At 64.3% G+C, this 20,028-nt stretch carries 22 protein-coding genes and 1 tRNA gene; 14 read left to right on the forward strand and 9 right to left on the reverse strand.

Annotation, left to right across the window (positions count from 1 at the left end):
• The 3 genes from kdsB to SCLO_RS23315 all read left to right on the forward strand — a co-directional run bounded on the left by kdsB (position 1) and on the right by SCLO_RS23315 (position 1,982).
• Entirely contained in the window at positions 1 to 804 is an 804-nt protein-coding gene (kdsB, locus tag SCLO_RS09335; RefSeq protein ID WP_083948988.1) for a 3-deoxy-manno-octulosonate cytidylyltransferase, read from the forward strand.
• A gap of 10 nt (positions 805 to 814) precedes the next feature.
• Positions 815 to 1,408, forward strand: a complete 594-nt coding sequence (locus tag SCLO_RS09340) for a histidine phosphatase family protein (protein ID WP_066514973.1) — start codon at positions 815 to 817, stop codon at positions 1,406 to 1,408.
• Between the two features lie 421 nt (positions 1,409 to 1,829).
• Complete coding sequence (locus tag SCLO_RS23315) at positions 1,830 to 1,982, forward strand: hypothetical protein (RefSeq protein ID WP_169800538.1); 153 nt, start codon at positions 1,830 to 1,832, stop codon at positions 1,980 to 1,982.
• Positions 1,983 to 2,027: 45 nt separating this feature from the next.
• Here SCLO_RS23315 and SCLO_RS09345 read toward each other — a convergent pair whose 3' ends face one another.
• The 5 genes from SCLO_RS09345 to SCLO_RS09365 form a co-directional block, all read right to left on the reverse strand.
• Positions 2,028 to 2,777, reverse strand: coding sequence for an SDR family NAD(P)-dependent oxidoreductase (locus SCLO_RS09345; protein ID WP_066514974.1), 750 nt, complete (start codon positions 2,775 to 2,777; stop codon positions 2,028 to 2,030).
• A 157-nt stretch (positions 2,778 to 2,934) separates the two neighbouring features.
• Positions 2,935 to 3,546, reverse strand: a complete 612-nt coding sequence (locus SCLO_RS09350) for a MucR family transcriptional regulator (RefSeq protein ID WP_066514984.1) — start codon at positions 3,544 to 3,546, stop codon at positions 2,935 to 2,937.
• A gap of 143 nt (positions 3,547 to 3,689) precedes the next feature.
• Positions 3,690 to 3,944 (reverse strand): hypothetical protein, encoded by a 255-nt coding sequence (locus tag SCLO_RS09355; RefSeq protein ID WP_066514989.1) that lies wholly within the window; start codon positions 3,942 to 3,944, stop codon positions 3,690 to 3,692.
• 8 nt (positions 3,945 to 3,952) lie between these two features.
• Positions 3,953 to 4,228: an HU family DNA-binding protein gene (locus SCLO_RS09360; protein ID WP_066514991.1), complete on the reverse strand. Its 276-nt coding sequence runs from the start codon at positions 4,226 to 4,228 to the stop codon at positions 3,953 to 3,955.
• A gap of 99 nt (positions 4,229 to 4,327) precedes the next feature.
• Positions 4,328 to 4,816 (reverse strand): MarR family winged helix-turn-helix transcriptional regulator, encoded by a 489-nt coding sequence (locus SCLO_RS09365; protein ID WP_066514994.1) that lies wholly within the window; start codon positions 4,814 to 4,816, stop codon positions 4,328 to 4,330.
• 94 nt (positions 4,817 to 4,910) lie between these two features.
• On the opposite strand from SCLO_RS09365, the gene SCLO_RS09370 reads away from it, so the two are divergent.
• The 6 genes from SCLO_RS09370 (at position 4,911) to SCLO_RS09395 (ending at position 10,849) form a co-directional block, all read left to right on the forward strand.
• On the forward strand, positions 4,911 to 5,462 hold the full coding sequence (locus SCLO_RS09370; protein ID WP_066514995.1) for a VOC family protein: 552 nt from the start codon (positions 4,911 to 4,913) through the stop codon (positions 5,460 to 5,462).
• Positions 5,459 to 6,772: a fumarylacetoacetase gene (fahA, locus tag SCLO_RS09375; RefSeq protein WP_066514998.1), complete on the forward strand. Its 1,314-nt coding sequence runs from the start codon at positions 5,459 to 5,461 to the stop codon at positions 6,770 to 6,772. The genes SCLO_RS09370 and fahA overlap by 4 nt, the downstream gene beginning before the upstream one ends.
• A 1-nt stretch (position 6,773) precedes the next feature.
• A complete protein-coding gene (gene maiA / locus SCLO_RS09380) occupies positions 6,774 to 7,415 on the forward strand; it encodes a maleylacetoacetate isomerase (RefSeq protein WP_066515000.1) in 642 nt (213 codons plus the stop codon).
• Positions 7,416 to 7,541: 126 nt separating this feature from the next.
• On the forward strand, positions 7,542 to 8,543 hold the full coding sequence (locus tag SCLO_RS09385) for a LysR family transcriptional regulator (protein ID WP_066515006.1): 1,002 nt from the start codon (positions 7,542 to 7,544) through the stop codon (positions 8,541 to 8,543).
• Between the two features lie 14 nt (positions 8,544 to 8,557).
• Positions 8,558 to 9,292 (forward strand): nitroreductase, encoded by a 735-nt coding sequence (locus tag SCLO_RS09390; protein WP_066515009.1) that lies wholly within the window; start codon positions 8,558 to 8,560, stop codon positions 9,290 to 9,292.
• A gap of 384 nt (positions 9,293 to 9,676) precedes the next feature.
• Positions 9,677 to 10,849, forward strand: a complete 1,173-nt coding sequence (locus tag SCLO_RS09395; RefSeq protein WP_066515013.1) for an acyl-CoA dehydrogenase family protein — start codon at positions 9,677 to 9,679, stop codon at positions 10,847 to 10,849.
• A gap of 344 nt (positions 10,850 to 11,193) precedes the next feature.
• On the opposite strand, the gene SCLO_RS23850 is transcribed toward SCLO_RS09395, so the two are convergent.
• Entirely contained in the window at positions 11,194 to 11,913 is a 720-nt protein-coding gene (locus tag SCLO_RS23850; protein WP_066515016.1) for a hypothetical protein, read from the reverse strand.
• 152 nt (positions 11,914 to 12,065) lie between these two features.
• Positions 12,066 to 12,139: transfer RNA gene (locus SCLO_RS09405), tRNA-Gly, on the reverse strand.
• A 111-nt stretch (positions 12,140 to 12,250) separates the two neighbouring features.
• Between SCLO_RS09405 and SCLO_RS09410 the strand changes: the two genes are divergently transcribed.
• A complete protein-coding gene (locus SCLO_RS09410; RefSeq protein WP_066515018.1) occupies positions 12,251 to 13,186 on the forward strand; it encodes a LysR family transcriptional regulator in 936 nt (311 codons plus the stop codon).
• An 88-nt stretch (positions 13,187 to 13,274) separates the two neighbouring features.
• Here the strand turns inward: SCLO_RS09410 and SCLO_RS09415 are convergent, their stop codons facing one another.
• Positions 13,275 to 14,330, reverse strand: a complete 1,056-nt coding sequence (locus SCLO_RS09415; protein ID WP_066515019.1) for a ribonucleotide-diphosphate reductase subunit beta — start codon at positions 14,328 to 14,330, stop codon at positions 13,275 to 13,277.
• A gap of 110 nt (positions 14,331 to 14,440) precedes the next feature.
• Between SCLO_RS09415 and SCLO_RS09420 the strand changes: the two genes are divergently transcribed.
• Entirely contained in the window at positions 14,441 to 14,692 is a 252-nt protein-coding gene (locus SCLO_RS09420) for a DUF2171 domain-containing protein (RefSeq protein ID WP_066515020.1), read from the forward strand.
• Positions 14,693 to 14,741: 49 nt separating this feature from the next.
• On the opposite strand, the gene SCLO_RS09425 is transcribed toward SCLO_RS09420, so the two are convergent.
• Positions 14,742 to 16,682: a ribonucleoside-diphosphate reductase subunit alpha gene (locus SCLO_RS09425; RefSeq protein WP_096362117.1), complete on the reverse strand. Its 1,941-nt coding sequence runs from the start codon at positions 16,680 to 16,682 to the stop codon at positions 14,742 to 14,744.
• Positions 16,683 to 17,174: 492 nt separating this feature from the next.
• Between SCLO_RS09425 and SCLO_RS09430 the strand changes: the two genes are divergently transcribed.
• The 3 genes from SCLO_RS09430 to SCLO_RS09440 all read left to right on the forward strand — a co-directional run bounded on the left by SCLO_RS09430 (position 17,175) and on the right by SCLO_RS09440 (position 19,985).
• The gene (locus SCLO_RS09430; RefSeq protein ID WP_066515022.1) at positions 17,175 to 17,819 is read left to right on the forward strand and encodes a glutathione S-transferase family protein; all 645 of its coding nucleotides are present in this window, start codon (positions 17,175 to 17,177) and stop codon (positions 17,817 to 17,819) included.
• A gap of 97 nt (positions 17,820 to 17,916) precedes the next feature.
• A complete protein-coding gene (locus SCLO_RS09435) occupies positions 17,917 to 19,437 on the forward strand; it encodes a fumarate hydratase (RefSeq protein ID WP_066515026.1) in 1,521 nt (506 codons plus the stop codon).
• A 269-nt stretch (positions 19,438 to 19,706) separates the two neighbouring features.
• A complete protein-coding gene (locus SCLO_RS09440; protein ID WP_231923205.1) occupies positions 19,707 to 19,985 on the forward strand; it encodes a hypothetical protein in 279 nt (92 codons plus the stop codon).
• Positions 19,986 to 20,028 lie beyond the last annotated feature (43 nt).

Here is a 20,028-nt window from a genome sequence, read left to right on the forward strand (position 1 = left end):
TTGGTCGTCATTCCGGCGCGGGCAGGATCATCCCGCCTTCCGCGCAAGCCCCTGCGCATGATCGCGGGGCGCAGCCTGCTGCATCGGACCATCGCCATGGCGCGCGCCGCCATGGGGAGCCTGCCGGACATCGATCTCGTGGTAGCGACCGATGATGACGGGATCGCCGGCCACGCCCGCACGGCAGGCTGCGAGGCGGTGATGACGGACAGCGCCATCGCCACGGGATCGGGACGGGCGCTGGCCGCAGCGCTGGCCAGGCCCGTCCCGCCCCGCTTCGTCGTCAACCTGCAAGGCGATTCCCCCTTCCAGCCGGAGGGCGCCCTGTCCGCCGTCATCTCGTCCCTGCGGGCAGGAGCACGGGTGGCCACGCCCGTGATCGCGCTGGATTGGGACGCGCTTGATGCGCTGCGGGGCCATAAGAGCCGTTCGCCCTTCAGCGGCACGATCTGCGCGCGCGCTGCGGATGGCCGGGCGCTCTGGTTTTCCAAGATGATCATTCCCGCCATCCGCGATGAAGCGGCCTTGCGCCGGACGGAGCCGCTTTCTCCGGTCTGGCGCCATGTCGGCCTCTATGGCTATGCGATGGAGGCACTGACACGGTTCGAACAAGCGGCCCCGACCGAACTGGAAAGGCTGGAAGGACTGGAGCAGTTGCGGCTGCTTGAATTGGGCATTGCCGTCACGACCGTTCCGGTCGCCTCTCCCCTTTTCGACAGTTCGGGCATCGATACCGAAGAGGACATCGCCCGCGTCGAAGCGCTGATCGCCATCCACGGCGATCCAACGCCTCCTTTGCCATGACCCTTTGTCCATGACCCGCCGCATCTTCATCGTCCGGCACGGCAATACGTTCGAAAGCGGCGCCCAAGCCCGCCGTATTGGCGCAGGGACGGACATTCCGCTCGTGGCCTCGGGCCGGGTGCAGGCCGATCGGCTGGGCGCATGGTTTGCCGGCCAGTCCATAGCGATCCGGCATATTTTTTCGGGACCGCTCCAGCGCGCGAGGGAAACGGCGGAACGGATAGGCGGCACGCTGGGCAAATCCGTCGATGCCTTCCTGCCATGGCTCAATGAGATCGATCATGGTCCGGATGAAGGGCTTCCCGAAACAGAGGTGCTGGCCCGGATCGGCGCGGACGCCATTGCCGCATGGGACGAGCAGGCCATCGCGCCCAGACACTGGCGTGTCGATGCCGAAGAGCGCATCGCTGCATGGCGGACCTATTTCGCCGAGGAAGGGGAAGGCGCGGATATCCTGGTCACCAGCAACGGCGCGGCACGCTTCGCGCTCGTCGCCCTTGGCCTTCCGCTCGCTTCGTTGAAATTGCGGACGGGCGCTTTCGGCGAACTGACGATCGAAGCGGGAGGACAGATTGACCTGCGACGATGGGATTTCCGTCCTTGATACAAGCAGGTGGCGCGCCATAGGGCAGCTATCGCGCCGACAAGCATGATTTGATTGCCAGAAACAATCTATCGATTAAGTAGAGATGGCTCACGCGGCACGGTTGGTCATCGTGCCGGATGGAAAACATCGGCAGTGGACCCGCGGCTTTTGATCGGGATGCAGCTTGCTCCGCGTCACCAACGGCTAAAGCGCACGATGCCAGGGCGATAACGCCAGTGTCGTGTTCCCCCCACCATGATTGGGGATGATATGATGCGCGATACCATGACAACCGAATAGAGAACCGGTTCACCCGGACTTCCAGCCACATCACCCGGCCGGTACTATCCGCCTCTGGCGCAAGCCATGGGACGGCATTTCCACAGGCCATGCATTCACGCCGTTCCGGCTGACCATCGTCGCCGGGAAAGGATATATCATGCACGATAAATATCGTTCGGGCCATCAGGCCCAGCCCACCTATTCCGTTTCCCTGCTTCAAGCCGCCGCCGCCCTTTACGGCATCGAAGCCGCGGAATTGACCGGGGCTGCCCACAAGGCCGTCAAGGCAGATAAAAAATACGGGAACTAGGCGTTCCATGCCCGGAGCGGCCTTCCCGCTCCGGGCATCCTCCCCTCAAGGGTGGCGGGCGATCTGGAAACCGGCGAAGGATTGGCTGACCGGCATCAGTTCAATGGCATTGATGTTGAGATGGGCCGGCTGTGACGCCACCCACAAAAGCGTTTCCGCAATATCCTCACCCGTCATGGGCGAGGTGCCGTCATATAGCCTTTCGGAGGCGGCTTGGCTTCCAGTACGGATCAGGGTGAACTCGGTTTCCACCATGCCCGGCTCGATGGATGTGACGCGGACCCCCGTTCCATGCAGATCGGATCGCAGGTCCAGGCTGAACTGCCGGACGAACGCCTTGGTCCCGCCATAGACATTCCCCCCCCTATAGGGATAGGTCGCCGCGACCGAACTCAGATTGATGATCCCGCCCCTGCGGGCGATGAGCGTAGGCAACAGCTTGTGGGTGATGGTCACCAGGCCCGTCACATTGGTGTCGATCATCTGTCGCCATTGCGCCAGGTCGGCCTGCTGGGCGGGCGCCGTTCCCAACGCCAGACCGGCATTGTTGATCAGAAGATCGATGCCGGCAAAGGCCGGAGGCAAAGTAGAGACGGCAAGATCGATCGCGGCATCGTCGCGCATGTCGAAGGCGATGGCATGGACCTTGTCCGCGCCCAGTTCCGTCACCAGCGCTTCCAGGCGATCTGCGCGGCGGCCCGTCACGACCACCTTCCAGCCTGCCGCCACGAAACGCCGGGCCGAAGCAGCCCCGATGCCCGCTGTCGCGCCCGTGATGAATGCGGTGCCCGTCATATCTCCACCCTCCTGAACTTGCCCGGCCTATGTCGAAGGACAGGAAAGCTTCATGACGCCGATCACCGGGCCGCGCCATCGAAATATTCGGGGGGCCCGCACAGGACTGGAGGGAGGGAGGGGAAAGGAAGCCGCTTCCTTCCCCTGTCATGCCAAGCTAGTCGGCCTTGCGCGCAGCGGTCTTTCGCGGCGCGCGGGCCTTGGACGGCGCTTTCGCGGCCTTGGGCTGCTTGACGGCCGGCGCGGGGGCCACCGGCGCGGTGGTGTCGACGGATACCGGCACAGTGCGCGGCTTACTGGGTGCCGCCTTGCCTCCATTGACGGATTTCGTCTTTTCCTTCGTGGCTCCAGCCGCCGGCATGCTTTCGGCCCGCCTCTGGCCCAGACCGACTTCCTTCGCAACGGCGCGCCGCCGTTCCGAATAGCTGGGCGCGACCATAGGATAGGTCTTGGGCAAACCGAATTTGGTCCGATATTCGTCCGGGGTCATGCCATGCGTCGCAAGATGACGCTTCAAGGTCTTATAGGGTTTGCCATCGATCATACTGAGAATATGGTCGGCGGAAGCAAGGCTCTTGCGAACCGATACGGCGGCGACCGGCGGCTGTTCGGCAGGCGGCGCCGCTTCCTTCACCGGCTCATCCAATGCGGCACGTGTCGAACGGATGAGTTCCACCAGATCTTCTCGCGGCACTGTATTATTGGCGACATAAGCGCTCAAAAGCTGAACCGCGAGCATGTTGAGGTCAGAATTCACGCCGTCAGTCATAATATGCCGCCTTCTCCATCGAATCGGATGACCTCATGTATTGGAGTTTTCTTGGGCAGAAGTAAATCTACGCGTTGATGCAAATATAATTCGGGGCGCCGCGCGATCCGAATAGGATCAGGGTTCCGCCCTTCAGCGCGATTTCATTCCGCCTTGTCGATCAATTCCATGAAGTTCCGCGCCGCGTCGCGATCCGCGGAATCCGCAAAAGCCGCATCGATGTCCGGCGCGTCCCCCAACAGGAACAGCAGCGACCAGAGAGCGAAACGTCGACTCCGATCCGTTTCCAGACCGAAGTCGACGCGCATTTTTTCGACGCCAGCCGCCATGGCTTCAGGAGTCAGACCGTCCAGTCGCGCGCTTCCGAAATAACGGTGAAGCTGGTCGTCGAAATTCATTTACCGGATCAACCGTTCAACTTGTCCTTCACCGCCTTGGCAGGCGCGAAGCTCAGCTTCTTGGAAGCGGCGATCTGAATGGTAGCCCCGGTGGCGGGATTGCGGCCTTCGCGGGCGGGCGTGTCCTTCACCTTGAACTTGCCGAAACCGTTGAGCGACACTTCCTCTCCCTTGGCCGCCGCATCGGCGATCGCGGCGAACACGCCGTCGACAACCTTGCGCGCATCGGCCTTCGACAGGCCGTTTGCGGCCGCAATGCTGTCGGCCAGATCGCTGTTATTCATTACGATTCCTTTCATGTGCGATTGATGCCCCTCTGCGCATAGCCAGACGCGAAGCCGCGGTCCATATCCCTCCGCGATCCGTGCATTTTCCTGGCTATGTTATTTAGGCCCTGTTTCGGCACCGGACACCCGCTCGCCCGCCTCGACCAACGCCCCGGCCTTGCGCGCGATATGATCCAGAATATCGCGGAAACGGGCCAGCTCCTCCTCTGACAGCGAGGAAAAGACCTGGTCTTCCAGTTCCAGGGCCTTGGGCGCGATCCGTCGATAAAGCGCACGTCCCTCCCTGCTCAGAAAAAGCCTGCGAGACCGCCCGTCGCGAGGATTGGGCGAACGGACGATCAATCCGCGCCGTGCCAGCGCGAGAGCGGCGCGGCTGACCGTCACCTTGTCCATGACGGTTTTCTGGCCGAGTTCGTTCTGCGTGGCCCCTTCGCTTTCGGCCAGCACGGCGATCAGCCGCCATTGCGGAATGCTGAGCGCAAAAAGCCTTTCATAGGCGCCGGCGACCGCATCGCTCACGCGATTGGCCGCGACCGACAGGCGATAAGGCAGAAACTGATCGAGCCGCAGCGTCTTTCGAACCATGGCGAAACGGTATCATTTGACACTATATTGCGCCAGGCGTAAATTGGTTTCAATTGATACCGGTTACAGCGCGGAACCGCGCGAGGAGAGGGTCATGGCCCCGCCATTCAGGATCAGCCGAATCCATCATGCCGCCTATCGTTGCCGCGACGCGAAAGAGACCGTGGAGTGGTATCAACGGGTGCTGGGCATGACCTACACCACCGCTTTTGCCGAAGATCATGTTCCGTCCACCGGGGCTTACGATCCCTATATGCATGTGTTCCTGGATTGCGGCGGCGGCAATGTGCTGGCTTTCTTCGAACTGCCGAACCAGCCCGAAATGGGCCGCGATCCCCATACGCCCGCCTGGGTCCAGCACATCGCCTTCGAAGTGCCCGACATGGATGCGCTGCTCGCGGCGAGGGCGCATATCGAGGCGCAGGGCATCGAGGTGCTCGGCCCCACCTGGCACGGCATTTTCAGGTCCATCTATTTTTTCGATCCCAACGGCCATCGCATCGAGCTGGCCTGCAATATCGGGACGGAGGCGCAATATGCCGAACTGGCGCGCGTGGCGCCCTTGATGCTGGAGGAATGGTCCCGGACCAAAAGAGCCCCCCGCCACGCGGATTGGCTGCACAAGGAAAAGGAGGACGACGTTTGACCCGCTGCACCGATTTCACGCACGATCCCGCCGCCCGCAGCTGGGTCGGGAGCGCGAACGGCCATGGCGACTTCCCGGTCCAGAACCTTCCCCTGGGGATATTCGCGCCGCCCTCCGGCCCGCCGCGCGGCGGCGTCGCCATCGGCTCGGAAATTCTCGACATCGCGGCTATCGCCGCCCTCTTGCCGGACGACGCGCGCGGCGTTGCGCCTTTGGCCGATCGAGCCACGCTCAACGATCTGCTGGGCGTGGGCAACGATGCCCTGCGCGCCCTCCGCCATGGCCTGTTCCGCCTGCTCACCGATCCGGCATCGGAAGAAGCCGTCCGTCCGGCGCTGCATTCCATGACGCGGTGCAGCCTGCATCTGCCCGCCCATGTCGGCGACTATACGGATTTCTATACCGGCATCCATCATGCCGAAAATGTCGGCAAATTATTGCGGCCCGACAGTCCACTGCTTCCCAATTATAAATATGTCCCGATCGGCTATCATGGCCGCGCCTCCTCCATCCGGCTTTCGGGCGAGGATGTGATCCGGCCCAACGGGCAAACCTTGCCGCCAGGAACGCAGACCCCGATATTCGGCCCCAGCAAGAGGGTGGATCATGAACTGGAAATGGCGATCTGGGTCGGACGCGGAAACGCGCTGGGCCAACCCATCCCGATCGCCGGCGCGCGGGAGCATATCGCGGGCCTTTCGATCCTGAACGACTGGTCTGCGCGGGACATACAGGCATGGGAATATCAGCCGCTCGGTCCCTTCCTCGCCAAGAATTTCCACAGCAGCGTGTCGCCCTGGATCGTCACCATGGATGCGCTGGCCCCCTATCGCGTGGCGCAGCCTCCCCGGCCGAAAGGCGATCCCGCGCCGCTTCCCTATCTGCTCGATCCCGCCGACCAGGAAAGCGGCGCGCTGGACGTGACGATGGAGGTCCATCTGTCCACCGCGCGGATGCGCGCCGAGGATCGCCCCCCCCATCGCCTGAGCTGCAGTTCGATGACGGCGATGTACTGGACCGCCGCCCAACTCATCACCCATCATAGCGTCAATGGATGCAATCTTGCCCCCGGCGACCTGCTGGGCACGGGCACCCTGTCGGGCGCTTCGGACGAAAGCAAAGCCTGTCTTCTCGAACTCACCCAGGGGGGCAGGGAGCCTCTTCATCTGCCCGGTGGAGAAAGCCGCGCTTTCCTGGAGGACGGCGACGAAATCATCATCACCGCCTTTGCGGAGGCCCCCGGCTTCGCGCGGATCGGCTTCGGCGAATGCCGCGCCCGCATAGCGCCCGCCCCCGGGCTGGAGCCGTGACATGGCCGGCCTCGTCCTTCACGGCTATTGGCGGTCGGGCACCAGCTACCGGACCCGCATCGCGCTGAACGTCAAGGGGCTGGACTATCGCCAGACGCCCGTCGACCTGCTGAACGGCGAGCAGCGCTCCGCCGCCTACCGGGCGCTCAACCCCCAGGCCCTCGTGCCCGCGCTGGAGGCGGACGGCAGGATATTCACCCAAAGCAGCGCCATCATCGAATGGCTGGAGGAACGCTATCCCGCCCCGCCCCTGCTGCCGGCCAACGCCGATGATCGCGCGATCGTGCGCGCCATGGCGATGATCGTGGCCTGCGACATTCATCCGCTCAACAATGCGCGGGTGCTGAACGCGCTCACCGGCGATCTGGGCGCGGACGACACGGCACGGCAGGCATGGGTCGGGCGATGGATCGCAAGTGGCTTCGCGGCGCTGGAGGAGATGATCCTTCGCCACGGCGGTCTCTATGCCTTCGGCGACGACCTCACCATGGCTGACTGCCACCTCGTCCCGCAGGCCTATGCGGCGGAACGCTTCGCGGTGCCGCTGGACGGCTATCCCGCCCTGATGACGGCCGTCCGCCATGCCCTCGACCATCCGGCGGTCAAGGCCGCGCATCCCGATCTTTCGCCGGGACATCCATGATCTCCCCCGGGCGGTTCTCGGAAAATATCATGGGGCAAGGGGTCGCGGCTCTTGACCGTCGGCCTGCGCGAGGCATAGCCTCAGCCTATATCTTCGGTGCGCCATGGATTCCAACTGCCGACCTGCATGATGATGCGCGATCTGCCCTCGCTGGACTTGCGACAGCTTTATTATTTCCTGACGGTGGCGGAGCAGGGGTCGATCTCCGGCGCCGCGTCGGCGCTGGAAATAGCCCAGCCGTCTCTTTCGGCGAATCTGGGCCGGCTCGAACGCAAGTTGCAGGTCCAGCTCGTCATCCGCACGAGCAAGGGAATCCGGTTGACCCAGGCGGGCCGCCTTCTGAGCGAACACAGCCGCAGGATCGTCGGGGCGGCCGCGCAGGCGATCGATGAGATCCGCCAGACCGATGGCGAGACGCGCGATACGGTTTCCATCGGCCTGCCGCCCTCGCTCGGCCTGCTGCTCAGCGTTCCGCTGGCGGAAACCATCCAGAACGAATGTCCGCACATCCGCCTTCGGATCACGGAAGCCATGTCGGGGGACATATTGGAATGGATGGTATCAGAAAGGCTGGATCTGGGATGCGCCTATGAAGTGCATGACAGCCTTCCCCTCTCCTTCCATCCCCTTTTGACCGAGCAGCTTTTCCTCGTCACGGCCAGCGACAACCTGCCGCCGGGGCTCGAACGCGATGCGGCCGGCATTCCGGTGATCTCCGCCGCGGCGCTGCCATCCCTGCCCCTCGCCTTGCCCGGCGCGTCCCATGGCGCACGCAAGGTCGTGGAGCGTTTCGCCCGTTCGCGCGGATTGCAACTCAACGTGGTGCTGGAAATCGATTCCCTGCCCCAGATCGTCACCATGACGGCGCGGGCGAGCGCCTATACGATCCTTCCCCATGCGGCGGTGATCGATGAAGTCGCGGCGGGGACGCTTTCCCTCGTCAGGATCGTGGAGCCGTCCATGATCCGCACCGCCTACCTCGTCCGCAAGCGAACCCGCCCCGCCGGCCCGGCCATATCCTCGGTCGAGCAGGCGGTGAAGATGATCCTGCGCGAAATGGTCGACCGCTTCCAGCTGGAAGCCGCCGTGCCGTCGGCGGCATCAAGCGATCAACCCGTTTCCCCATAGAGACTGGAACTTCCATGGCTTCACAAGATCGGTCGAAATTCCTGCCCCATGCCGATCCGGCGGCTTTCCCGGACAGCAGCTATGTGCTGGGCGATCTGCTGGCGGAGCGGTTCACCTGCCGCGCCTACCGGCCCGAACCGGTGGAGGAGGCCGTGATCGGGCGGATGCTGGAACTGGCGCAGATGTCGGCGTCCTGGTGCAACACGCAGCCCTGGAACGTCATCGTCACGCAGGGAGAAGCGACGGAGCGGTTCCGCGCCGCGCTGTTCGCCGAAGCGTCGTCGGACGGCCATGAGGGGCAGCCCGGCATCGACTATCCGCGATCCTTTCCCGGCGTCCATGGCGAGCGGCGGCGGGAGGTCGGCTGGCAGCTTTACGACAGCGTCGGCGTGCGGAAGGGCGACAGGGCGGCGTCGAGGGAACAGGCGCTGGAGAATTTCCGGCTGTTCGGCGCGCCGCATGTGGCGCTGATCTGCTGCGAGCGGGAACTGGGGGCTTATGGCGCGATCGATTGCGGCGTTTATCTGGGGACGCTGCTGCTGGCGGCGCAGAGCCTGGGGCTGGGGATGACGCCGCAGGCCGCGCTGGCGGAACATTCGGCCCTGATCCGGCGGCACTTCGCGGTGCCGGACAATCTGATGTTCGTGGTGGGCGCGTCGTTCGGCCATGCGGACCAGGATCATGCCGCCAACAGCTTCCGGTCGCGGCGGGCGCCGGTGGGGGAGAATGCGCGGCTGGTGAAGGCGTGACGGCAAAACCATGAAGGAGATGGCGAAGCGCCGGGGTTTTGGGATGTTTCCTATTTCCTGCCGCGAGCCGGAAATAGGAAAGGGACCGGGACCAAGCCATGCGAACGGGATCGCGCCATCGCCTTCCGCCCGATCCACCGACCGGTCCGCCGATCACCATAGGATCATCCTATGTCCGGGACAGGATCGGCAAGCCCGGCCCTTTTCCCGCGCGCATAAAAAATGCATCGGGGTAGAGAAAACGCCACCAGAGAGGAGTGAGTGAGTCAGTCCCAAGCCCGCCCGTCAGACCGGCCTTCCCCGCGGCGGGATGGCCGATGCGGAGCCGCCCGCGCACGCGCCACTTCCCGCCTGTTTCCGTCCAGCCCTTCAGGGAACCGACCGATGATCCTCAGTCCTTTCGACAATGACGAACATGCCGAAATCCGCGAAGGCGTCCGCCGCCTGTGCGCCGGTTTCCCCGGCGAATATTGGCGCGATCTGGACGCGAAGCGCGCCTATCCGACCGCGTTCGTCCAGGCGCTGACCGAGGCGGGCTATCTGTCGGTCCTGATCCCCGAGGAATATGGCGGATCGGGCCTGGGCCTGGGCGCGGCGGCGGCGATCCTGGAGACGATCCAGGCGGAAGGCTGCAACGGCGGCGCCTGCCATGCGCAGATGTACACCATGGGCACCATCCTGCGCCACGGTTCGGAAGAGCAGAAGCAGCACTATCTGCCCAGGATCGCGACCGGCGAACTGCGCCTCCAGGCGTTCGGCGTGACCGAGCCGGCCAGCGGCACCGACACCACGGCGCTGCGCACCTTCGCCCGGCGCGAGGGCGACGAATATGTCGTCAACGGCCAGAAGATCTGGACCAGCCGCGCCGAGCATAGCGACCTGATGCTGCTGCTGGCCCGCACCACGCCGCGCGATCAGGCGGCGAAGAAGACCGAAGGGCTTTCGACCTTCATCGTCGACATGAAGAAGGCGCTGGCCGACGGATCGCTGACCATCCGCCCGATCCGCACGATGATGAACCATGCGACCACCGAAGTCTTCTTCGACAATATGCGGATTCCCGCCGCGAACCTGCTGGGCGAGGAAGGCAAGGGTTTCCGCTACATCCTGTCGGGCATGAATGCCGAGCGCGTGCTGATCGCCGCCGAATGCGTGGGCGACGCCAAATGGTTCACCAGGAAATCGGTCGATTATGCCAGGGAGCGGCAGGTGTTCGGCAAGGCCATCGGCGGCAATCAGGGCGTGTCCTTCCCCATCGCCCGCGCCTACGCCAATATGCGCGCCGCCGAGCTGATGGTGCATGAAGCCGCCCGCCTGTATGAAAAGGGCATCCCCAACGGGGCCGAGGCGAACATGGCCAAGCTGCTGGCCGCCGACGCGTCGGTCGAGGCGGGCAATGTCTGCATCCAGACCCATGGCGGCTTCGGGTTCGCCGAGGAATATGACGTGGAGCGCAAGTTCCGCGAGACGCGCCTCTATCAGGTCGCGCCGATCTCCACCAACCTCATCATGTCCTTCCTGGCGGAGCATGTGCTGGGGATGCCGAGGAGCTATTGATGCGGAGCGAAGCGGGGATCGCGGCATCGCGGCGCGGCCCCCGGCATGCAAGAAGGAAGGCATGGAGATGGACGATCCGCCCGAAGGCATGAACGCCTTCCCCTATATATGCTGTCCGGGCGGGGCTGGAACAGCGAGGTCCGCAAGCGGCCTGCCTCCTGCGACACCTGCGCCCATTTGCGGGAAATCCTGACGCCGCTCGCCAGCGCGGCGTTCCAGACCATGACCGGCATGAACGGCCCCAGGCGCGACATCAGGGACGCCGATGGCCGCCCCGCCCGGATCGACAGCTGCCACGCCCATGGCGCTTCACGCGAACCGGTGAGGCAGCCCTGGCCGGGATTTCACGAATCCTGGCCCCGACCGCCGCGCCCGGCCTGCGGGCCGATCGGGTTGCGGGGGAGGGAACCGGCGGCGATGCTGCCGTCCACGATCTTCCTGACGGCCGTCTTCCAGCGGTCATTTTCCCGCAGCGTCGTGCGCTGGAACCGCAGCTTGCCGCAACCGGGCAAGGCCCTGATCGCGGACTTGATGCTCTGGAACAGGTTCTCCGGCATCCAGGGGCTGGCGCTGATGCCCTTGATCCAGGCGCGGTCGATGGGAACGTCCAGACGCTGCGCTGCCGGATCGTCGCTTTCGCAGAGCAGGCGGAATTCCCGTTCGTCCCGGAACGCATGGCGCTTGAGGAAAGGCAGGTCGTAGACGTTGATCGCCTCCAGCGCGTCGAGCTGGTCCAGCGTCTTGTACTGCACGTCGTTCCAGACGAAGCAGGGCCGGTCGCGCAGGCTGGTGAGCAGGGCGCGCTTGTCGAGATCGACGCGGACGCCCTCCATGCCCCGGGCGAACACGCCCCAATGGTGGAACGTCTCGGGCGCCTGGGTGAAGCACATCGCGAAGACATGGCGAACGCCGCGCCTCGCCCGATAGGCTTCGAGGAAGGCGATGTCGTTGCGATCCTCCCACGTCGCCGGGCTGAGCAGCGTCAGCCGTTCCGACACCAGCATGTCGAGCGCCACGGCCAGGCTGGTGAAGCGTTTGAGCGTGTTGCTGGTCCATTCCGCCATGGCCGTCTTCCCGTCCCCATGCGAAGCGCCCGCCCGGTGCTGCGGGACGCACGGCCTCTTCATGGACCTGCATGCCCTGCGCCTCCTGCCCGCGCAAGTGCGATCCTCCCGGCCATCGGGCGGCAAAGCGTCATTTTCCAGGAAGTTGACGGTGGAGCGGGTAGCGGGGATCGAACCCGCATCACAAGCTTGGAAGGCTAGTGCTCTACCATTGAGCTATACCCGCCCGTCAGGGGAAGCGCCCTGCCATCATTCGGGGTGTTTCGTCAATATCGCATCGACGGCTTTCCCCAACTTCCCGCTTAACCCGGCGGGGGCTTTGCTTTACACCCCGGTCATGGCCAATCCCTCCCTGCGCCAACTGGACCTTTTCGCGCAGATGGTGGCGGCGGGCAGCATCGCGCGCTGCGCCGGCGACCTGGGCATCGGCGCGGACGAGGTGGCGCGCGGGATCGCCGCGCTGGAGATGCGGCTGGGCTACAGGCTGTTCGACGACCTGCATGGCGCGGCGCGGCTGACGCAGGCCGGGCACAGGACCGCGCAGGCCATGACGCTGCTGGGCGAGGATGACCCCGAACAGGCGCTGGCCGCGCGCGAAGCTGCGGAGGAGGCCGCGCCCCCTCCCCCTCCCCCGCGCTCGCCGCCTGCCGGAGCGGCGCGGCGGCTGGTCGCGCTGGGCGCGCCGCCGCCGGTCTTCGGGCATTTCCAGGAGGCGCTCGCCGCGTTCGAGGAAGCCAATGAGGATGTGGCGATCACGCTGGACCTGCACATATTGCTGGCCGGGCAGGCGCGCGAGGCGCTGGAGCGGGGCAAGGTCGACATCGCCTATTTCTATGCACTGGGGGAAGCGGAGGGGCTGCCGTCGCGCTATGGCTGGTCGGAACCGCTCAGCCTCTATGCGGGGAGCGCGCACCCGCTGGCGGCGCAGGAGACGGTGACGCTGCGCGAGGTGGAGGCCGCGCCGATGCTGGCGATGGAGCCGCGCAACGGGCTGCGCCGGATCAGCGAGGATGCCCTGCAACGCGGCGGCATCAGGCCGGGCCCGCCCGCGCTGGAATCGGACAATCTGTTCGAGATCATGACCGCGCTGCGCAAGGGCGATGGCTGGTTCGCCGCCTTCGGCCCGATGGCGCGGGACATGGGCCGGGTCGAGGGGATCAAGCGGCTGGCGCTGGAGACGCCGCTCCCCGCGATCGAGGTGCGGCAGGCGGTGAGCGCGCGGGCGGCGGAAATGCCGGCGGTGGAGGCGCTGGCGGATTATCTGTTCATGTGAGAGGGCGGATCACCGTCATAACTCACCATGCTCCCGCGAAGGCAGCAGCATGGGACGTCCATCCATGGGCCAGCGCAACGATTGACATTCATTCCGCCGCGATGCCCGCCGACTTGAACATGTCGGGGTCGCTCGCTTCGTCGCTGTTGGCGGGGTCGCCATTCTTGAGCTTCTTGCGGCGGTCGAAGGCGTCCCACACCTCGTTCCACTGGCCGCGCGTCGCGCCCTTGCTATATTCGGTCGCGCGGGTTTCGAAGAAGTTGGCATGCTCCACGCCGTTCAGCAGCGGGGTCAGCCAGGGCAGCGGATGCTCGTCGATCATGTAGATGGGCTTGAGGCCGAGTTGCCCCAGCCGCCAGTCGGCGATGTAGCGGACGTAACGCTTGATGTCCTTGGGCGTCATGCCGGGCACCGGCCCCATTTCGAACACCAGGTCGATGAACGCGTCCTCGATCCGCACCGTCTTGTGGCACATGTCGATGATGTCGTCCTTGACCGAGGGGGTCAGGCAGTCGCGTTCCTTCACGAAGGTGTGGAACAGCTTGATGATGCCTTCGCAATGCAGCGTCTCGTCCCGGACCGACCAGGTGACGATCTGCCCCATGCCCTTCATCTTGTTGAAGCGCGGGAAGTTCATCAGCATCGCGAAGCTGGCGAACAGTTGCAGCCCTTCGGTGAAGCCGCCGAACATGGCCAGCGTCTTGGCGATGTCCTCGTCCGAATCCACGCCGAACTGGGCGAGATAGTCGTGCTTGTCCTTCATCTCCTTATATTGGAGGAAGGCCGAATATTCGGTTTCGGGCATCCCGATCGTGTCGAGCAGGTGCGAATAGGCGGCGATGTGGACCGTCTCCATGTTGCTGAACGCGGTCAGCATCATCTTGATTTCGGTCGGCTTGAACACGCGGCCATATTTTTCGTGATAGCAGTCCTGCACCTCCACGTCCGCCTGGGTGAAGAAGCGGAAGATCTGCGTCAGCAGGTTGCGCTCATGGTCGGAGAGCTTCTGCGCCCAGTCGCGGCAATCCTCGCCCAGCGGCACTTCCTCCGGCAGCCAGTGGAGCTGCTGCTGGCGCTTCCAGAACTCATAGGCCCAGGGATATTCGAAGGGCTTGTAGACCTTGCTGGCTTGGAGAAGGGACATGGCGGTTATCCTTGGGCCTTGAAGAGCGGGTTTTGAGACGGACGGCGGACGGAGCCCGCGACCGGATGGCGTTTCATGCGTTGGGAGCGGACCAACCAAGGAGAAGCATCATGGCTGACCTGTCCCAAGTGAAGGAACATATGAATGTCGTCGGCGCGGACGGCGTGCATCTGGGCACTGTCGATCATGTCGACGGAGACCGCATCAAGCTGACCAAGGCCGACAGCCCGCAGGGGCCGGGCGGCGAAGGGGCGAAGCATCATTATTTCGACGGCGGCCTGATCGCGTCGGTCGAAGGCGACACGGTGCGCCTGTCCGCGACGGCGGCGAACGCGGCCGACCTGTTCGAAGAAACGGACTAGGCGCCGTGTCCCACCCTCTCTCCATGGGGAGAGGGTCTGGGACCGTCCCTTACTGGCAGGCAAGGCACTCGTCATAGTCGGTGCTCCCGCCAGCCAGTTCGAATTTCGGCGCGTCGATGGTGTTGTCCGCTTCCACGCCGCCCGCGAAACCGGCGCGCTGCACCGATTTGGAACGGAGATAGTAAAGCGACTTGATGCCCAGTTCCCAGGCGCGGAAGTGGAGCATGAGCAAGTCCCACTTCTCCACGTCCGCCGGGATGAACAGGTTCAGCGACTGGGCCTGGTCGATATAGGGCGTGCGGTCGGCCGCGAGTTCGAGCAGCCAGCGCTGGTCGATCTCGAAGCTGGTCTTGAACGTGTCCTTTTCCTCCTGGCTGAGGAAGTCGAGATGCTGGACCGATCCGCCGCGTTCGAGGATCGTGTTCCAGACGTTCGTGCTGTCCTTCGACTTTTCGCGCAGGATCTTTTCCAGATAGGGGTTCTTGACCACGAAGCTGCCGGACAGCGTCTTGTGGGTGTAGATATTGGCCGGGATCGGCTCGATGCAGGCCGATGTGCCGCCGCAGATGATGCTGATCGACGCGGTGGGCGCGATCGCCATCTTGCAGGAGAAACGCTCCATCACGCCCATGTCGGCGGCGTCCGGGCATGGGCCGCGCTCGACCGCGAGCTGCATGGACGCTTCGTTCACCTTCTCGTTGATATGCTTGAAGATGCGCAGATTCCACGACTTCGCCATCGCGCCCTCGAAGGGGAGGCCGCGCGCCTGGAGGAAGCTGTGGAAGCCCATGACGCCCAGACCCACGGAGCGTTCGCGCGAGGCGCTGTATTTGGCGCGGGCCATCTCGTCGGGCGCGCGGTCGATATAGTCCTGCAACACATTGTCGAGGAAGCGCATGACATCCTCGATGAACTGTCTGTCTTCCTTCCACTCATCCCATGTTTCGAGATTGAGGGAAGAAAGACAGCAGACCGCCGTGCGGTCATTGCCGAGATGGTCGCGACCCGTCGGCAAGGTGATTTCCGAACACAGGTTGGAGGTGGAGACCTTCAGCCCCAGCTCGCGATGATGCTTGGGCATCGTCCCGTTCACCGTGTCGGAAAAGACGATATAGGGTTCGCCGGTCGCGAGGCGGGTTTCGACCAGCTTCTGGAACAAGGCGCGCGCGTCCACCTTGCCCCGGACGGAGCCGTCCTTGGGCGATTTGAGGGCGAATTCCGCCCCGTCGCGCACCGCTTCCATGAACTCGTCGGTCAGCAGCACGCCATGATGGAGGTTGAGCGCCTTGCGGTTGAAGTCGCCCGAAGGCTTGCGGATTTCGAGGAACTCCTCGATCTCCGGGTGCGAGATGTCGAGATAGCAGGCGGCCGATCCGCGGCGCAGCGAGCCCTGCGAAATGGCGAGCGTCAGGCTGTCCATCACGCGGACGAAGGGGATGATGCCGCTGGTCTTGCCATTGAGGCCCACCGGCTCGCCGATGCCGCGCACGCTGCCCCAATAGGTGCCGATGCCGCCGCCGCGCGAGGCGAGCCAGACATTTTCGTTCCAGGTGTTGACGATGCCTTCCAGGCTGTCGTCCACGCTGTTGAGATAGCAGCTGATGGGCAGGCCGCGCCCGGTGCCGCCGTTGGAGAGCACCGGCGTCGCGGGCATGAACCACAGGCGCGAGATATAGTCGTAGACGCGCTGGGCATGGCCCTGGTCGTCGGCATAGGCCGCCGCCACGCGGGCGAACAGGTCCTGATAGCTTTCGCCAGGCAGGAGGTAGCGGTCCTTCAGCGTATCCTTGCCGAATTCCGTCAGCAGCGCGTCGCGCGACGGATCGGTCACGACATCGAAGCGCCGGTCCAATATCTTGGACGAGGAAATCGCTTCCTTCTCCTTCACGGGCGCGGGGCTGGTCGCCTTTTCCGCCGCCTGCGTTTCCACCAGATCATCCATCACGGTTGCCACGTCGCCAATACCTTGTGCGCTATCCCGAAAATCCATGCGAGCCCCCGAATGTTCCTGTTCCGTTCGATTCGGTCAAGCATGGTCCGGCGAAACCCAGAACATAGCATGATCCCCATCGCGGCGGGACGGAAATGGGCCCAACCGACCGGATCGCAAGGGCAAAAGCAGCCCCGACGCTGAAAATCATCCAGCGAAGCAATCACAATCTGTTGGGTGACCCCCGTTATCCCGATACAAGGGATAGTGCCATACCCTCCGTCAGGCGCAAGAGGGTAAATGACAGATTGAGGACTCGGCTCATCGCCCCTCTGAGTCGGTTCGTCGCGCCCATGGGGCGGTTGGTCGGCGCGACGCACGGACTTCCCTAGGCTCCGCAAAAGACAAGGGGGTTCATGCATCCGTAAAAATAAATTTGCCTTGCCACGCAAATGCGCGCGTCGGGAAAATCATCCCTCTCAAGGGCTTGGGCTATGGCAACAGGCATAGGGTGGTAAATGGAGCCGTCGCGATCCCGGAAGGCTGTTTCCCATGATTCTCTATTATCATCCGCTGTCCTCCTATTGCTGGAAGGTGCTGATCCCGCTCTATGAGAATGCGACGCCCTTCACGCCGCGCCTGCTGTCACAGGATGAAGCGGCGGCGGAGTGGATGGCGCTGTGGCCGATGGGGAAGTTCCCGGTGCTGCGGGACGAGGCGCGCGGGCGGACGGTGGCCGAAGCGAGCATCATCGTCGAATATCTGGATGCCCATGCGCAGGGGCCATTCCGCGCGATTCCCGCCGATCCCGACGCGGCGCTGGAGGCGCGGCTGATGGACCGGCTGTTCGACAATTATGTGATGGGGCCGATGCAGGCCATCGTCGCGGACCGCCTGCGCCCGCAGGATGCGCGCGATCCGCATGGCGTCGAACAGGCCCGGCGGACGCTGCGCAAAAGCTATGCGCTGCTGGAGGAGCGGATGGCGGGGCGGACATGGGCGGCGGGGGAGGATGTCTCGCTGGCCGATTGCGCGGCGGCCCCTTCCCTCTTCTATGCCGACAGGGTGGAGCCGATGCGCGCCGCCCATCCGGTCCTTGCCGCCTATCTCGACCGGCTGGAGGCGCGGGAGAGTTTCGCCCGCGTGCTGGTGGAGAAGGAGCCTTATTGGCCGATGTTCCCCTATGCCGACGGATAGCCGCTAGCCGCGCCATCTGGACTCATCCCGCCAAAGTCCTATAGCCGCCCTGCTTATGCATCCGCCCCAAGGCGGAGCGTCAGAAGGGACATGGGTAATGACTGTCATCAAGACCGCCGATCTGATCGAGAGCGTCGCCGACGCGCTCCAGTTCATCAGCTATTATCATCCGATGGATTATATCCGCGCGCTGGGCAAAGCCTATGAGGCGGAGGCCAATCCGGCGGCCAAGGACGCCATCGCCCAGATCCTGACCAACAGCCGCATGTGCGCCGAAGGGCATCGCCCGATCTGCCAGGACACCGGCATCGTCAACGTCTTCGTCAAATGGGGCATGGACTGCCGCCTGGACGACAACAGCCGATCCATGCAGGAGGTCGTCGACGAGGGCGTGCGCCGCGCCTACCTCAATCCCGAAAACCGGCTGCGCGCCTCGATCCTGCGCGACCCGGCATTCAGCCGCCAGAACACCAAGGACAACACGCCCTGCGTGCTGAATGTCGAGATGGTGCCGGGCGACAAGGTGATCGTGGACGTCGCGGCCAAGGGCGGCGGATCGGAAAACAAGACCAAGTTCAAGATGATGAACCCCAGCGACAATATCGTCGACTGGGTGCTGGAGATGATCCCGCAGATGGGCGCGGGCTGGTGCCCGCCGGGGATGCTGGGCATCGGCATCGGCGGCACGGCGGAAAAGGCGGTCGCGCTCGCCAAGGAAAGCCTGATGGAACCGATCGACATGGGTGAGTTGAAAGCCCGTGGCCCGCGGAACGATATCGAGCGGATGCGGATCGAGATTTTCGACAAGGTGAACGCGCTCGGCATCGGGGCGCAGGGACTGGGCGGCCTGTCGACCATCCTCGACGTCAAGATCTACGACTATCCCTGCCATGCCGCTGGCAAGCCCGTCGCGATGATCCCCAATTGCGCCGCCACGCGCCATGCGCATTTCACGCTGGACGGCTCGGGCCCCGCTTATCTGGAGGCGCCGAAGATTTCCGAATGGCCGCAGGTCGACTGGAAGCCCAGCAAGGAAGCGATCCGCGTCGACCTCGACACGCTGACGCCGCAAGTCGTGCAGAGCTGGAAGCATGGCGACCGGCTGCTCCTGAACGGCAAGATGCTGACCGGGCGCGACGCCGCGCACAAGCGCATCCAGGACATGCTGGCCAAGGGCGAGGAGTTGCCTGTCGATTTCAAGGGCCGCGTCATCTATTATGTCGGCCCGGTCGATCCGGTGCGCGACGAGGTGGTCGGCCCGGCCGGTCCCACGACCGCGACCCGCATGGACAAGTTCATGGACATGATGCTGGAACAGGGCCTCGCCGCCTGCGTCGGCAAGGCCGAGCGCGGCCCGGCGGCGACGGACAGCATCGCCCGGCACAAGAGCGCCTATCTGATGGCGGTCGGCGGCGCGGCCTATCTGGTCGCGCGCGCGATCAAGGGCGCGAAGGTCGTGGGCTTCGAGGACCTGGGCATGGAGGCGATCTACGAGTTCGAGGTCCAGGACATGCCCGTCACCGTCGCGGTCGATGCGGAAGGGCAGAATGTCCACCGCCTCGCCCCGCTGGTGTGGCAGGAGAAGATCCGGAAAGAGCATCTGCTCGAAGGGGTGTGAGACCTTCCTGCGGGGGAGGATTGTGGGGACGGTTCGGGTGGATAGCGGACAGTCCGCTTTCCTCATTCCGTTCGCCCTGAGCGAAGCCGAAGGGCACGGCCCGAACGGGGTGAAGGAACGGCAACAACTGCCCGAAAACGGCCGCGCGAACACATGGGATTTGCGCTGCTTCTTCCGAATCTCGCTGATCGAAATCAAGGCGGCGGCCGTGGAGGGAACCGCGTGGCCGCCGCGGCATTGTTTCCGGCATCTCTCGCCGGAGTTTTTCCATGTCCTTCACGCAACTCGATCCGCCGCTTCCCATCGATGTCCAGGGCAAGGGCAAGGGCTATGCCTTCGCCGTGATCGACTATGGGCCGGAGCATAATCTGATCTGGGTGACCGGGCTCAACGACAGCGGCGAAATCTGGTGCGCGCCCAATCCCCTCGTGCGGTTGCAGACCAACTGGACCATGGGCCGCCTGCCGCTGGCCGATCCTGGCGCGGCCGCCAATGACTGGCATCATCATGGCGGATCGGCCGCCAACGGCGGCGTCAAGCCGAGTTGAACCGCCGGCGACCGGCCAGGAAACCGGCCATGAAAAGCGGCCA

This window comes from Sphingobium cloacae (assembly GCF_002355855.1).
Classification (GTDB): domain Bacteria; phylum Pseudomonadota; class Alphaproteobacteria; order Sphingomonadales; family Sphingomonadaceae; genus Sphingobium; species Sphingobium cloacae.